Source organism: Kribbella sp. NPDC051718 (assembly GCF_040681515.1).
Taxonomy (GTDB): Bacteria; Actinomycetota; Actinomycetes; order Propionibacteriales; family Kribbellaceae; genus Kribbella.
Map to the genome: position 1 here is coordinate 152,510 of NZ_JBFAYZ010000006.1, position 14,014 is coordinate 166,523.

Annotated in this window: 14 protein-coding genes; 6 read left to right on the top strand and 8 right to left on the bottom strand. The window is 68.4% G+C overall.

The features are described 5' to 3' along the window. Positions 1–8 precede the first annotated feature (8 nt). Positions 9–572: a CGNR zinc finger domain-containing protein gene (locus AB0M15_RS23275; protein ID WP_363822689.1), complete on the top strand. Its 564-nt coding sequence runs from the start codon at positions 9–11 to the stop codon at positions 570–572. Here AB0M15_RS23275 and AB0M15_RS23280 read toward each other — a convergent pair. Next, a complete protein-coding gene (locus tag AB0M15_RS23280) occupies positions 559–1,530 on the bottom strand; it encodes an NAD(P)/FAD-dependent oxidoreductase (protein WP_363822692.1) in 972 nt (323 codons plus the stop codon). The two genes, AB0M15_RS23275 and AB0M15_RS23280, sit on opposite strands and share 14 nt — an antisense overlap. 84 nt (positions 1,531–1,614) lie before the next feature. On the opposite strand from AB0M15_RS23280, the gene AB0M15_RS23285 reads away from it, so the two are divergent. Then, entirely contained in the window at positions 1,615–2,193 is a 579-nt protein-coding gene (locus AB0M15_RS23285) for an XRE family transcriptional regulator (RefSeq protein ID WP_363822695.1), read from the top strand. Between the two features lie 37 nt (positions 2,194–2,230). After that, positions 2,231–3,214: an asparaginase gene (locus AB0M15_RS23290; RefSeq protein ID WP_363822698.1), complete on the top strand. Its 984-nt coding sequence runs from the start codon at positions 2,231–2,233 to the stop codon at positions 3,212–3,214. Here AB0M15_RS23290 and AB0M15_RS23295 read toward each other — a convergent pair. Further along, positions 3,186–4,403: a sigma-70 family RNA polymerase sigma factor gene (locus AB0M15_RS23295; RefSeq protein ID WP_363822701.1), complete on the bottom strand. Its 1,218-nt coding sequence runs from the start codon at positions 4,401–4,403 to the stop codon at positions 3,186–3,188. The two genes, AB0M15_RS23290 and AB0M15_RS23295, sit on opposite strands and share 29 nt — an antisense overlap. 24 nt (positions 4,404–4,427) lie before the next feature. Between AB0M15_RS23295 and AB0M15_RS23300 the strand changes: the two genes are divergently transcribed. Beyond that, complete coding sequence (locus AB0M15_RS23300) at positions 4,428–5,177, top strand: class I SAM-dependent methyltransferase (protein WP_363822704.1); 750 nt, start codon at positions 4,428–4,430, stop codon at positions 5,175–5,177. A 6-nt stretch (positions 5,178–5,183) separates the two neighbouring features. Here the strand turns inward: AB0M15_RS23300 and ftsY are convergent, their stop codons facing one another. From ftsY to AB0M15_RS23325, 5 genes are read right to left on the bottom strand one after another with little or no spacing between them, the layout of a single operon-like run. After that, positions 5,184–6,365, bottom strand: coding sequence for a signal recognition particle-docking protein FtsY (ftsY, locus tag AB0M15_RS23305; protein ID WP_363822707.1), 1,182 nt, complete (start codon positions 6,363–6,365; stop codon positions 5,184–5,186). 31 nt (positions 6,366–6,396) lie between these two features. Next, a complete protein-coding gene (gene cydC / locus AB0M15_RS23310; protein ID WP_363822710.1) occupies positions 6,397–8,016 on the bottom strand; it encodes a thiol reductant ABC exporter subunit CydC in 1,620 nt (539 codons plus the stop codon). Then, a complete protein-coding gene (cydD, locus tag AB0M15_RS23315) occupies positions 8,013–9,641 on the bottom strand; it encodes a thiol reductant ABC exporter subunit CydD (RefSeq protein ID WP_363822713.1) in 1,629 nt (542 codons plus the stop codon). The genes cydC and cydD overlap by 4 nt, the downstream gene beginning before the upstream one ends. Further along, positions 9,638–10,621 carry a cytochrome d ubiquinol oxidase subunit II gene (gene cydB / locus AB0M15_RS23320; protein ID WP_363822716.1) on the bottom strand — a complete coding sequence of 328 codons (984 nt, stop codon included), beginning with the start codon at positions 10,619–10,621 and terminating at the stop codon, positions 9,638–9,640. The genes cydD and cydB overlap by 4 nt, the downstream gene beginning before the upstream one ends. A gap of 10 nt (positions 10,622–10,631) precedes the next feature. Then, the gene (locus tag AB0M15_RS23325; protein ID WP_363822719.1) at positions 10,632–12,047 is read right to left on the bottom strand and encodes a cytochrome ubiquinol oxidase subunit I; all 1,416 of its coding nucleotides are present in this window, start codon (positions 12,045–12,047) and stop codon (positions 10,632–10,634) included. Positions 12,048–12,128: 81 nt separating this feature from the next. Between AB0M15_RS23325 and AB0M15_RS23330 the strand changes: the two genes are divergently transcribed. Next, complete coding sequence (locus tag AB0M15_RS23330) at positions 12,129–12,515, top strand: BlaI/MecI/CopY family transcriptional regulator (RefSeq protein ID WP_363822722.1); 387 nt, start codon at positions 12,129–12,131, stop codon at positions 12,513–12,515. Next, complete coding sequence (locus AB0M15_RS23335) at positions 12,512–13,417, top strand: M56 family metallopeptidase (RefSeq protein ID WP_363822724.1); 906 nt, start codon at positions 12,512–12,514, stop codon at positions 13,415–13,417. The genes AB0M15_RS23330 and AB0M15_RS23335 overlap by 4 nt, the downstream gene beginning before the upstream one ends. Here AB0M15_RS23335 and AB0M15_RS23340 read toward each other — a convergent pair. Further along, a complete protein-coding gene (locus AB0M15_RS23340; protein ID WP_363822727.1) occupies positions 13,410–13,952 on the bottom strand; it encodes a dihydrofolate reductase family protein in 543 nt (180 codons plus the stop codon). The genes AB0M15_RS23335 and AB0M15_RS23340 overlap by 8 nt on opposite strands. Positions 13,953–14,014 lie beyond the last annotated feature (62 nt).

Below are 14,014 nucleotides of genomic sequence, written 5' to 3' on the forward strand. Positions count from 1 at the left end.
CTGGTCAAGTGAACTTCGATAGTCACATCCTCAACACGCTGACCGCCGCCGTGGCGCTGGTCAACCGGCTGACGCCCGGCCAGTCCGGCGGCGCGCCCTTCGCAGCCCCAGCAGACCTCGCCGAAGCCACGGCCGACGCCCTCGGCGACGACGGCCGGCGCAGGCCGACGGTGTCCAGCGCCGACGCGGAGCAGCTGACGGCAGTGGCGACCAGGATGCGAGTCATCTTCGAGGCCTCGCATGGAGGCGACACCGATCGCGCCGCCAAGGAGGTCAACGCACTGCTGCTCGACACCAACGCCCGGCCTCAGCTGGACCGCTCCGGCGCCCCCGGTTGGAGCCTCCACTTCCACGGCGCCGACGACACCCTGGCCAACGGCTGGGCCGCCGGCTGTGCGGCCGGCCTGGCCATGGCGCTCGGCAGCGACCTGGCAGGCCGGCTCGGAGTCTGCTCCGCGCCGGCCTGCGACCGGGTGTTCGTCGATGCCTCCCGCAACAGCGCCCGGCGGTTCTGCTCACCTCAATGCCAGAGCCGCGTCAAAGCAGCGGCCCACCGGGCTAGACAGAGATAGCGCCTCGGGTGCGGTAAGCCTCGACAGCGTTGCGGGTGTCGTCTGCGATGAGGTCGCCGTTGATAGCGGCACCGGCCATCAGGCCGGCGGCGGCTGAGGTGACGACCTGTCCCATCGGGTCGGCGACATTGCCGGCCACCCAGACGCCGGGGACATCGGTAGCTCCAGTGGGGTCCGAGTCGATGGCAGTACCGACCACCACTCCCCGGCCTTCTCGGACGACCGGTTTGAGGCCTAGGTCGGTGAGGAAGTCGGCACGTGCTTCCAACCGGGTCTGCACGGCCAGTGCTTGACGCGGGATGACCCTGCCACCCTCCAGGCGAACACCGGTGAGCTTGTCGTCGGTCACCTCGAGCGAGGTGACCTTCCCTTGCACCACAGAGATCCCGCGAGCAGCGAACTCCTCCCACTGCTCCTCACTGGGCTCCAGTACGTCATTGAGGAACAGCGTCACGTCGTCACTCAACTGCCGGAACAGCAACGTCTGATGCCCGGCCATCGGGTTGGTGGCCAGTACGCCGATCGCGTGGTCGCGCACCTCCCACCCGTGGCAGTAGGGGCAGTGCAACACGTCCCGCCCGAACCGCTCAGCCAACCCGGCCACCTCGGGCAGTACGTCGACCACCCCAGTAGTGACCAGCAACCGCCGGGCCTCCACCGCCTCCCGCCCAGCCAGCTCCACCACGAACCCGTACTCCGAACCGTCCCGCCGCACGCCCGTGACGGTGTCGATCACGACCTCCCCGCCATACCCGCCGACCTCGGCGCGCCCGATCGAATAGAGCTCGGCAGGCGGCACCCCATCCCGACTCAAGTAGTTGTGCACGTGCTCCGCCGGCGCGTTGCGAGGTGTGCCGTTGTCGACCACCAGCACCGACCTACGCGACCGGACCAGCGCCAGCGCGCCACTCAGCCCAGCGGCTCCCCCGCCGATCACTACCACGTCGTACCGCTTCACGATCTACTCCTTCGTCTTCGAGCTTCTGCTCCGACCATCCGCCGCCTTCTCGAAAATGACAAACTTCTTTGCCAGAATGGCAAGATGGAACCTGATCTCGGCGATGTCCTCGAAGCAGTCGGTCCCCGCCTCCGCGCCCTCCGGATCGAGCGCGACACCACGCTCACCCAGCTGTCCGAGACCACCGGCATCTCGGTCAGCACGCTGTCCCGGCTGGAGTCCGGCCAGCGTCGCCCGACGCTGGAGCTGTTGTTACCGCTGGCCCGCGCCCACCAGGTCCAGCTGGACGAGTTGGTCGACGCACCGCCGACCGGCGACCCGCGGGTGCACGCCAAGGCGTTCAAGCGCAACGGCGCGACGATGATCCCGCTGACCCGTCGGCCGGGAGGCCTGCAGGCGTTCAAGCAGATCGTCCCGGCCGGCTGGGGTGGCACCGAGGTGGAGCAGCGCGTGCACGAGGGCTACGACTGGCTTTACGTGCTGTCGGGCCAGATCCGGTTGGTGCTCGGCGACAACGACTTCGTCCTGCGGGAAGGCGAGGTGGCCGAGTTCGACACCCGCGTCCCGCACTGGTTCGGCAACCCAGGACCGGGCCCTGCCGAGATGCTCTGCCTCTACGGTCCCCAGGGCGAACGGATGCACGTCCGCGCGCGCTCGAAGTAGTAGTACCCTCTCGTGACTCTAGGAGAGGACCTCGGCTGTGAGCGTTGCGTTGTTCACCCTCGGTGGCACCATCTCGATGGCGGGCCGGACACCTGATGGCGTAGCCCGGCTGACCGGTGCCGACCTGACTGAGGCAGTACCCGGTCTGGCCGGCCTGCCGGTACCACTGGAGATCCAGGACATCGAGGCGGTACCGAGCGCCAACCTCACCCTCGCCAAGATGCTCGACGTCGTCGACGCGGCCTCCAAGGCGATCAGCAACGGCGCCACCGGCGTCGTAGTGACCCAGGGCTCGGACACCTTGGAGGAGACGGCTTTCCTGGTCGACCAGGTCTGGCCGCACTCGCAGCCGTTCGTGCTCACCGGTGCCATGCGCAACCCGACTCTGGCCGGCCCCGACGGCCCGGCGAACCTCCTGGCCGCTGCCCGGGTGGCCTGCTCCCCCGCTGCCCGCGACCTGGGAGCACTGGTCGTCTTCAACGATCAGATCCACGCAGCACGGTGGGTTCGCAAGACTCACAGCACCAGTACTGCGACCTTCGCGTCCCCCAACGCCGGACCCATCGGCCAACTCGTCGAGGGGCAGGTGCGCATCCTGACGCGCCCCGGCCGACAGGACGGAGTACCGGGTCGTGCTGAGCCTGAGGATCTCGATGCGGCGCAGGTGGCGCTCTATACCGTCACGCTGGACGACGACGGCGTACTGCTCAAGGGGCTGGCCGACACGCATCAGGGGTTGGTCGTAGCGGCGTACGGCGTCGGTCACGTCCCAGCAGCCTTGGCGCCGGTGCTCGGCGAGCTGGCTGAGCGCATCCCCGTCGTACTGACGTCACGTACCGGCGGTGGGTCCGTACTGCGCAACACCTACAACTCACCCGGCTCCGAGTCGGACCTGCTGGCCCGCGGCCTCATCGACGGCGGTTTCCTCGATCCCTACAAGGCACGGGTGCTGCTGCGGTTGCTGCTGGCAACAGGCGAGGGGCAAGACGAGATCATCGGCGCTTTCGCGCAGCATCACTGACCTGGGCCGCCTTGGTGGTCAGGTAGTTCTGCTCCGGAGTGCTGGTGGTCCGCCGGGCCGCCGCGGTGAAGTGGGTCGCGGCGGTCTCGTAGTCGCCGAGCATCTCGTACAGGTGCCCCCGCACTGCGTCCAGCCGGTAGTGCCCGTCCAGCTTCTCGTCCAGCGGTCGCAACAACTCCAGCCCCGCCTCCGGACCGGACACCATCGCCTGGGCGATCGCGCGGTTCAGCGTCACCATCGGATTGCCTGACAGGTCCTCGAGTAGTCCGTACAGCCCGAGGATCTGCGGCCAGTCGGTGTCCTCCGGCTTGGCCGCCTCGTCATGCAGGGCAGCGATCGCGGCCTGCAGTTGGTACTCCCCCAGCGGCGGCTGTTTGAACGCCTCCACCGCCAGCGCGACCCCTTCGTCGATGAACTCCTTGTTCCACAACGTGCGGTCCTGCTCGGTCAACGGGATCAGCTCACCCGCCGTGCCGGTCCGGGCCAACCGCCGGGCGTCGTTGAGCAGCATGAGCGCCAGCAGGCCGGTCACCTGGGCGCTGTCGGGCAGTAGCTGACGCACCATCCGGGTGAGCCGGATCGCCTCGCCGGACAGGTCAGTGCGCTGCAGGTCGGCGCCGCTGCTGGTCATGTAGCCCTCGTTGAACACCAGGTAGAGCACGTGCAGCACCTGCGCCAGGCGTTCCTCGTCCTGCGACAACTCGAACGGCAATCCCTTGAGCTTCTGCTTGGCCCGGCTGATCCGCTGCGCCATCGTTGCCTCAGGCACCAAGTACGCGGTCGCGATCTCCGCCGTCGTCAGCCCGCCGACCGCGCGCAGCGTCAGCGCGATCGCCGAGGCCGCGGTGAGCGCCGGATGACAGCACAGGAACAGCAACCGCAGTGTGTCGTCGTGCTCCTCGACCTCCTCGGCCGGCACCTCCCGATGTGCCGCCAGCTCCTCGCGCTTGCGCCGCGCCTGCTCCTGCCGGATCTCGTCGATGAACCGCCGCGACGCCGCCTGGATCAACCACCCGCGTGGGTTGTCCGGCACCCCGTCCTCCGGCCAGGTCCGGGCCGCTGCGATCAGCGCCTCCTGCACGGCGTCCTCGGCCGCAGTGAAGTCCCCGGTACGCCGTACCACCGCGCCGAGCACCTGCGGCGTCAACTCCCGCAACAGGTCCTCGAGTCTGGTCTCCTGGGCAGTCATCTCACTCCGGATATGCTCGCGGGTATGGCTGGGGACAAGGTACGCGCTTTGACGTTCGGCGAGGTCGCTGAGGAGTACGACCGGGTGCGGCCCGGCTATCCACCCCAGCTGTTCGAGGACATCCTCGGCTACTCGTCGCCGACCACCGCGCTGGAGATCGGGGCCGGGACAGGCAAGACGACCCGCGTGTTCGCGGCTCGCGGAGTACAGGTCGTTGCCCTGGAGCCCGACCCTGGCATGGCACTCGTGCTGCGGCAGCATGCGGCCGAGCTCCCGGTGACGATCGCCATGGGTTCGCTGGAGTCGTACGAGCCGGAGAAGCCGGTCGATCTCGTCTACAGCGCTCAGGCGTTCCACTGGACGGCCCCGGAGACCCGCTGGACCCGTACTGCGGCCGCGCTGCGCCCCGGCGGCTCGCTGGCGCTCTTCTGGAACATGGAGCGGCTGGCCGACTCCGAGGAGCGCCGGCAGGTCGAGGCGATCCTGAGCGAGTACGAGCTGAAGTGGCCGGGCGAGTGGCCGGAGTCGGATGAGCTGGAACCGTACGCGGAGATGGCAGGGCTGGCCGAATTCGGTGAGCTCCGGCAGGAGATCTACCGCTGGGAGCGCAGGTTGGCGACGGCCGATTACCTGGCGCACCTGGGCACCCAGTCGGCGTACCTGATGCTGGAGGACGAGGAGCGCGACGAGCTGCTCGACCGGCTGCGCGCGGTTCTGCCCGAGCCGGTCACCCTGGAGATGGCGACGATCCTGTACCTCGCCAAGCGGGTCTAGCCGGTTCTAGTCGAGCAGGGCGTCGACGAACTGTTCGGCGTCGAAGGGGGCCAGGTCGTCGGCACCTTCGCCGAGACCGACCAGCTTGACCGGGACGCCGAGCTCGCGCTGGACGGCGATCACGATGCCGCCCTTCGCCGTACCGTCCAGCTTGGTCAGCACCAGGCCGGTCACGTTGATCACCTCGGCGAACACCCGGGCCTGGGTGAGGCCGTTCTGCCCGGTGGTGGCGTCGATGACCAGCAGCACCTCGTCCACCTCGGCGGTCTTCTCGATCACCCGCTTGACCTTGCCCAGCTCGTCCATCAGCCCGGTCTTGGTGTGCAGCCGGCCGGCCGTGTCGATCAGGACGACGTCGGCGTGCTCCTCGATGCCCTGCTTGACCGCGTCGAACGCGATGCTGGCCGGGTCGCCGCCCTCGGGTCCACGGACGGTACGGGCGCCGACTCGCTCACCCCAGGTCTGCAGCTGGTCGGCAGCCGCTGCCCGGAAGGTGTCAGCGGCGCCCAGGACGACGTGCTTGTCCTCGGCGATCAGCACCCGCGCGAGCCGGCCGACCGTGGTGGTCTTGCCGGTGCCGTTGACGCCGACCATCAAGACGACGGCGGGCTGGTCGTCGGTGCGGTCGACCTTGAGTGAGCGGTCGAGGGTCGGGTCGACGAGCGCGATCAGTTCCTCGCGCAGGATCGTCCGGGCCTGGTCGGCGGTGACGCCCTCCACGCGGACCCGGGTGCGCAGCTTCTCGACCAGCTCCTGGGTCGGCGCGACGCCGACGTCGGCGGTGATGAGGGTGGTCTCGATGTCCTCCCACGCCTCGTCGTCCAGCTTGTCGCGGGACAGCAGCGCGAGCAGACCCTTGCCGAGCGACCCCTGTGAGCGCGCCAGGCGGGCCCGTAGCCGGACCAGCCGGCCCTGTGCGGACTCGGGCTTCTCCAGCGTCGCGGTGGCCGGCTCGGGGAGCTGGGTGTCCTCCAGCGTCCGCGTCGGCGTGTCCCGCGGCTCCTCGGCGTCGTCACCGACCTTGGGCTCGGTCAGCTCCGGGGTCGGCTGTGTGGCGGGCAGTTCCGCCCGGCGGCGCCTGGAGACGACCAGACCGGCAGTACCGGCGACCAGGACGACGGCGATCACGGCGATGATCGCGATCAGGGCCTGGTCGGTGAGCAGGGTGACTAGCTGAGGGGTCGACACGATCACCCATCTTCGCAGACGCGCGGATCGATCACGGGAGCGCCAGCGCAGGTTGCGTTGCGTGAGGAGCCAGTTCCGGACGGTGGGTCAGCAAGATGACGGTACGTCGGCCTGCCGCGGCGTACAGGTCGTGGAGCAGTCTGCGGGCCGTCTCCTCGTCCAGGTGCTCGGTCGGCTCGTCCAGGACCAGTACGTCGTGGTCGGCGAGCATCAGCCGGGCGAAGGCGAGTCGCTGTCGCTCGCCACCGGATAGCCGAGCTCCGTGCTCGCCGACCATCGTGTCTAGGCCGTTGGGGAGGCTGTCGACGAATTCGCCCAGGCCGGCCTGGTAGAGGGCCTTCCAGAGTCGAAGGTCGCTGGCGCCGGGTTGGGCGAGCAGGAGGTTCTCCCGGATGCTCGTGTCGAACACGTGGCTCTCCTGGGTCAGCAGGCCGATCGCTGAGCGCACTTCGTCGCCGTTCAGGTCGGTGAGGCTCACGCCGCCCAGTGCGACTTCACCGGCGGTCGGTTCGAGGAAGCGCAGCAGTACGGCGGCCAGGGTGCTCTTGCCGGAACCGCTCGGGCCGGTCACCACCACTCGGCTCCCGGCGGCCACGGTGAGCGCGACGTCTCGTAGTACGGGGTTGTTGTCGTAGCCCGCGTCGAGGTGGCTGATGACGAGGTCACGGCCGACTGGCAGCTCCGTCGGCGTGGTGGGCTCGGTGACTGGCGTGGGGGTGCTCAGGAGGTCCTGCACTCTCGTCAGGGAGGCCTTGACCCGAGTGGCGATCTGGGCCGTCGCAGGGATGCCGCCAAGTGCGTCCGCAAGGGCCAGCGGAGTCAGTACAAGCACTGCGAACACCGGCCCGGAGATATCGGCCTGACTACCGAGCACCAGCCCAGCGATGCTCGCCCCGCCGACACACAGCACCAGCAGTGCATTCCCCAGCCCGGCGCTCCAGGCCGACCGCCGCTCCGCAGCCGCCAGCCGCGCATCCGCTGCCTCGAACTCAGCCAGCACTGCCTCTGTCGCGTTGAAAGCCACCACATCCGCAGCCGTCAACAACGTCTCGGTCGCACCCGCCGCAACCTCTCCCCTGTCCCCCGCGATCGCCTGCTCGGCCCGCCGAGCACTACGAGCCGTCACCCAAGGCACCACCAAGCAAGCAACCGCCACCGCAACACCCACGGCCGCCCCGGCTACCGGCAGCAACACCACCAGCAGCCCCACCGTCGCCGTAGCGGTAACCGCCGCCACCAGCACCGGCAACACCACCCGCAACCACAGGTCCAGCACCGCATCCACATCAAGCAACAACCGAGCCAGCAGATCCCCCTGGCGCAGCGTCCCAACCCCCGCAGGCGCCAACTCCTCCAACCGCCCGGTGATCCGCGCCCGGGTCACCCCCAACACCCGATAGGCAGCATCATGAGCCGCCAACCGCTCGACATACCGGAAGAACCCCCGCCCCACCCCGAACGCCCGCACAGCCACGATCGCCACCAACAACACCAGCACCGGCGGCTGAGCCGCAGCCTCCGTAATCAACCACGCAGACGTAGCCAACAGCCCAACTGCTGCACCGGACGCCAACACCCCCGCCCCCACAGCCAACCCCAGCCGCCACCAAGCCCCTTGCTCCGGCCTCACCAAGTCCACAAGGCTGCTCATGCCAGCACCAACTTCCGGACCTGGCCGACCTCTACTACCCGGTCGGCGGCGGCGAGGAGGGCGGGTCTGTGGGCTACTAGCAGGACGGTGCGGCCGGAGTCGCGTAGGTGGCTAACTACCTCCGCCTCGGCTTCGGCGTCGAGCCCTGCAGTCGGCTCGTCCAGCAGCAGGACCGGGGCTTCTGTGACGAGCGCCCGGGCGAGGGCGACCCGTCTGCGCTGGCCGCCCGACAGCAGTTGGCCGGACTCGCCTACCTGTTGGGTTGGAGCCAGCTCGGAGGCGCCCGCGTCGGCTAATGCGCGTAGTACCTGGGTGTCGGTGGCCTCGGGTCGGGCTAGGCGGATATTGTCTGCGATGGTTCCCACGCGGAGACCAGGGCGTTGTGGCACCCAGGCGAATTGCCGGCGCCAGTCCTCGGGGGTGAACTCGTCGGCGGCGCTTCCGCCTGCGATGACCACGCCGCGCTCGGGTAGTGCGAAGCCGAGCACCGCGGCGAGGACAGTCGACTTCCCAGCACCGCTGGGCCCGGCTAGTGCAACTACCTCACCCGGCCACAGATCCAGGTCGAAGCCATCCAGAGCAGGCTCGTCTCGGCCCGGGTAGCGCACGGTGAGGTCGTGCAGGTGCAGTGGCGTCACCCGCAGATCCGGTACGTCGGTGCGCTCGCCCCTCTCTGGCAGCGGCGTCTCCAACACCCGGAACACCTCTTCGCTCGCGGCAACCCCATCCGCACTCGCATGGAACTGCGCACCGACCTGCCGCAAAGGCAGGTAGGCCTCCGGCGCCAGGATCAGCACCAGCAGCGCCGTCTCCAGCCCGAGCTTGCCGTCGATCAGCCGCAGCCCGACACCGACCGCGACGAGCGCCACCGAGATGCTCGCGAGCAGTTCGAGCACGAACGACGACAGGAACGCCAGCCGCAGACTCTTCATCGACGCCACCCGATGCCGGTCCGTCACCTCCCGGACAGCACGAACCTGGCCTTTCGCCCGCCCGAACAGCTTCAGCGTCGGCAACCCCGCAACGACATCAGAGAAGTGATGAGCCAGTACCGCGAGCGCATGCTGCCGCCGACGGCTATGCGCCTGCGTAGCCCAACCGACCAACGCCATGAACACCGGGATGAGCGGCAACGTCACCACTACAGTCCCGGCCGCGATCAAGTCACCAGTAGCCATCCACCCGACCACACCGGCCGGCACAGTCGCCGCAAGCACCAACTGCGGGAGGTAGCGAGCGAAGTACGGATCCAGATCGTCCAATCCCTTGGTGAGCAAGGTGGTCAGCGCACCACTGCGCTCACCGCTCAGCCAAGCCGGCCCCAGCTTCAGCGAGTGCTCCAGCACCTGCCGCCGCAACGTCGACTTCACCGCAGCCGCCGCCCGCTGAGCCACCACCTCCTGCACCCACACCAACACCGCTCGCGCCACCACCACCCCCACCAGCAGCCACGCGACCCGCCCGACCCCATCGCCCCGGAGCACCACCCCTGCGATCGCCTGAGCCAGCAACACCGCCTGCACCACGATCAGGAACCCGGTAGCCACCCCGATCACCACCGACCCGACCAGGAACAGCCGAGCCGCCTTCGCCCGCCGCAGCAACCGCGGATCGAGCGGCTTCACGACACCACGACCCGCTGCCGGAACACCCAGTAGGTCCACCCCTGGTACAGCATCACCAGCGGCGTGAAGATCGCCGCGATCACCGTCAGCACCTTCAACGTGTACGGCGTAGAACTGGCGTTGGTCACCGTCAGACTCCACGCCGGATCAAGCGTCGACGGCATCACGTTCGGGAACAACGCCACGAAGAGCGACACCACACCCAGGGCGACAGCAAGGGCTGTCCCCACGAAAGCCCACCCCTCCCGCGCCATCCGATTGGCAACCAGCCCGGCGACCAGAGCCACGGCCGCCAGAGCAGCAACCACCAGCGAAGCCCCGCTCCCATACTGCAGGTGGGCCCACGCCAAGAAGCCCACCACCAACACCGCCGCTGCCAGGCCTGCCACCGACGCCAACCGGTTCGCTCGCTCCCGGAGGTCGCCGGTCGTCTTCAGGGCCAGGAAGATGGCGCCGTGCGCGACGAACAGCGCGGTGAAGGCCAGACCGCCCAGGAGGGCGAACGGGTTGAGCACGGTGCCCAGGTTGCCGACGAATTCGTGCGAGGCATCCAGCGGCAGACCCCGGACGAGATTGGCGAAGGCGACGCCCCACAGCAATGGCAGCAACAGGGAACTGATGGTGATGAGCGTGTCCATCCGGCTTCGCCACAAGAGGTCGTCGCGCTTACCGCGGTACTCCAACGCCACCCCACGCAGGATCAACGACACCAGGATCGCGAACAGCGGCAGGTAGAAGGCGCTGAAGAGGGTGGCGTACCACTCGGGGAAAGCCGCGAACGTCATCGCGCCGGCCACGATCAGCCAGACCTCGTTGCCGTCCCAGACCGGGCCGATCGTGGTGATCACCGCGCGCCGCTCCGGCTCGTCGCGGCCGAGCACCCGGAGCAGGATGCCCACGCCGAAGTCGAAGCCTTCGAGCACGAAGTACCCGATCCAGAGCCCCGCGATGATCAGGAACCAGACAGTTGTGAGTTCCATTCGAGATCCCCTAGTACGCGAAGGAGAGCGGCTTGGCGGCGTCGTCCGGCGAATCGTCGGGTGGATCGCCCGGCGCCGGCGACGTTCCAGCGAGCCCGGCCCGGATCGACTTGAGCATCAGCTTGACCTCGACCACAGCCAGTACGCCGTACAGCAGCGTGAACCCGATCAGCGAGATCAACACCTCCGACATCGTCGTCCCCGGCGACACCCCGGCTGACGTCGGCAGCAGTCCGAACACCAGCCACGGTTGCCGTCCCGTCTCGGTGAAGACCCACCCGAAGACGTTCGCCAGCAGCGGCAGCAGCGGCAACGGCACCGCCAGCCAGAGCAGCAGCCGATGCGGCGCCCGGCCCTTGCGAGTTGCCCAGAGCAACAAGACGGCCAGCCCGGCGGCGGTCATCCCGACCCCGATCATCAGCCGGAAGGTCCAGTACGTGAGCGGCACGTTCGGCTTGTACGAGCCCGGCCCGTAGAGCTTCTCGTAGGACTCCTGCAGATTGTTGATGCCCTTCACCTCACCGTCGAAGTGCCCGGTGGCGAGGAAGGAGAGCAGGTAGGGAACCTTGACCGAGTAAATTTCGCGAGAGCCATCCAAAGTTCCCACGGTAAAGATCGAGAACGAGGCAGGTTTCTCTGACTCGTACAGCGCCTCGGCCGCCGCCATCTTCATCGGCTGCACCTCGGTCATCACCTTGCCCTGCTGGTCGCCGCTCAGAGCCACCCCGGCACCGGCCACGATCAGCATCACCGCGCCGAGCCGCAGAGCGGTACGGAACGCGCCGGTGTCGACCCCCGGCCGGCGGATCAGGTGCCAGAGCGCCACCGCCGCGACGAACGCGCCGCCGACCATGAAGGCCGCGAAGATCGTGTGCGGGTACGTGACCAGCACGACCTTGTTGGTCAGTACCGCCCCGATGTCGGTCAGCTCGGCGCGGCCGCGCTCGGCGTTGTACCGGAAGCCGACCGGGTTCTGCATCCACGAGTTGGCGGCCAGGATGAAGTACGCCGACAACTGCGTGCCGAGCACCACCATCCAGATGCACGCGAGGTGCACCTTCTTCGGCAACCGGTCCCAGCCGAAGATCCACAACCCGATGAAGGTCGACTCGAGGAAGAACGCGAGCAGCCCCTCGAGCGCGAGCGGCGCCCCGAAGACGTCGCCGACGAACCGCGAGTAGTCGCTCCAGTTCATCCCGAACTGGAACTCCTGGACCAGGCCGGTAACGACCCCCATCGCGATGTTGATCAGGAACAACTTGCCGTAGAACTTGGTCAGCCGCAGGTACTTCTCCTTGCCGGTCCGGTACCACGCGGTCTGCAGGCCGGCCGTGACGGCGACCAGCGACAGCGTCACCGGGACGAAGAAGAAGTGGTAGACGGTGGTGATCGCGAACTGCCACCGAGCCAGGTCGAGCGTGTCCATCGGAGCCCTCCCGGGCGATCTACGACGTTACGTAGTAGATGCTAGCGCAGATCTACTACAACGCGTAGTTATACTGGCCACATGTCCGCCGACGAGAAGGCTCCCCGCCCCCTTGGAGACCTCGAGCGGCTGGTGATGGAGCAGCTCTGGGCCGCCGACGGCGCGCTCACCGTGCGCGAGGTGCACGAGCGGCTGTCCGGTACCCGCGAGCTCGCCTACACCACCGTGATGACCGTGCTGGACCGGCTGGCGAAGAAGCGGCTGACCGAGCGCGAGCGCGACGGCAAGGCCTGGCGCTACAAGGCGGCCGCGCCCCGGGAGGAGCTGGCCGCCGACCTCATGCGGGACGCCTTAGATCGGGCCGGCGACAGGCGCGAGGCCCTGGTCCGGTTCGTCGGACAGGTCAGTGACGAGGAGGCCGCGCTGCTCCGGGATGCGCTGGCCCGGCTGGAGGAGCGGGAGGGGTGATCGCCCCATTCGTGCTCGCTGCACTGGCCCTGGTGCTGACCGGGCCGGTTCCGGCGTTCATGGCCCGCGCCAGTTGGCCGTACCGGATCCCCCGGGCCGCAGTCGCCCTGTGGCAGGCGATCGCGCTGGCCGCAGTACTGGCTGCCTTTGGGGCTGGGATCGCATTGTCGTACTCGACGGCCGGCGAGCCGGGTGAGCCACGGTTCGACCCGTCGTCTCCACGGGACCTCGCTGCGGCCCTAGTACTCGGCCTAACCGCCCTGGTCGGCATCCGGCTGCTCTGGGCGGTTGGACGCGTCGCCGTCGGGACCAGAGCGCGGAGGAAGCGTCACCGCGACCTGGTCGACGTGCTGGCGACACCGGACGGGCTGATCCCAGGCCTGCGAGTGCTGGCCGAGGAGACACCGCTGGCCTACTGCCTGCCGGCGCTACGCGGCGCCCGGGTGATCGTGTCGGTGGGTGCACTCGACCGGCTCGACGACGGTGAGCTTCGGGCGGTACTAGCCCACGAGCAAGCACACCTGCGGGCGCGCCACGACCTGGTGCTCGAGGCCTTCACAGCACTCCACATGGCCTTCCCCCGCTTCGTCCGGAGCGACATAGCACTCGACCAGGCCCGCACACTGGTCGAGCTGCTCGCAGACGACGACGCCCGCCGCCGCAACGGCCCGCTGCCACTTGCCAGGGCACTGGTCGCGCTAGCAGGCTCCCCGGCACCAGAGGCCGGCCTGGCCGCCGCTAAGTCCTCCACCGTGCTCAGGGTCCAGCGACTGGCCGACCCAGCGCCCAACGCGACTCTGCTCTCGGTCACCGCCTACACCGCCGCCGCACTCCTACTGGTCGTCCCCACCTTCACCGTTGCAGCACCGATCGTGAAGGCAGTCGTCCACGCAGTCAGCTAGGCGCATACCGAAGCAGGACCCCGTTGGTCGCCCAGGGAGTTGCCTCGATCAGGTCCAGCGAGAACTGCCCGCTGGGGAACACACTCTTGCCGCCACCGATCACCACCGGGCAGACACGCAACTGAACCTCGTCGACGAGTCCCGCCGCCAGCAAGCTGTGGAAGAGCGAGATGCTCCCCCACAACACGATGTCCTTGCCCTCCTCGGCCTTCATAGCCCGCACCCCGGCCACCGCATCAGGCATGACCTCGCCCGCCTCCCACTCGCCCCAAGGGGCGCTGGAAAGGGTCGTCGAAGCGACCACCTTGCGCAGCGCGTTCAGCCGCGGCGCCAGCCGATCCGTTGCCGTCGGCCAATAATCGACGAAGATCCGGTAGGTCGTCGCACCGAGCAGCATGGTGTCGACGCTCTCGAGCAGCGCCAGGTTGTCGTCGTCGGTCTGATCGGTGACGGAGGTGAAGAAGTCGAGCGAGTCGCCGGGCCCGGCGGCGTACCCGTCGAGCGTGACGAATTCCTGAAAGATGAGTCGTCTCATCAGGCCAATCTAGAGGCCGATCTTCTTGCCTTCACCTCGAGCGACTGCCAGCAGGACGAGCC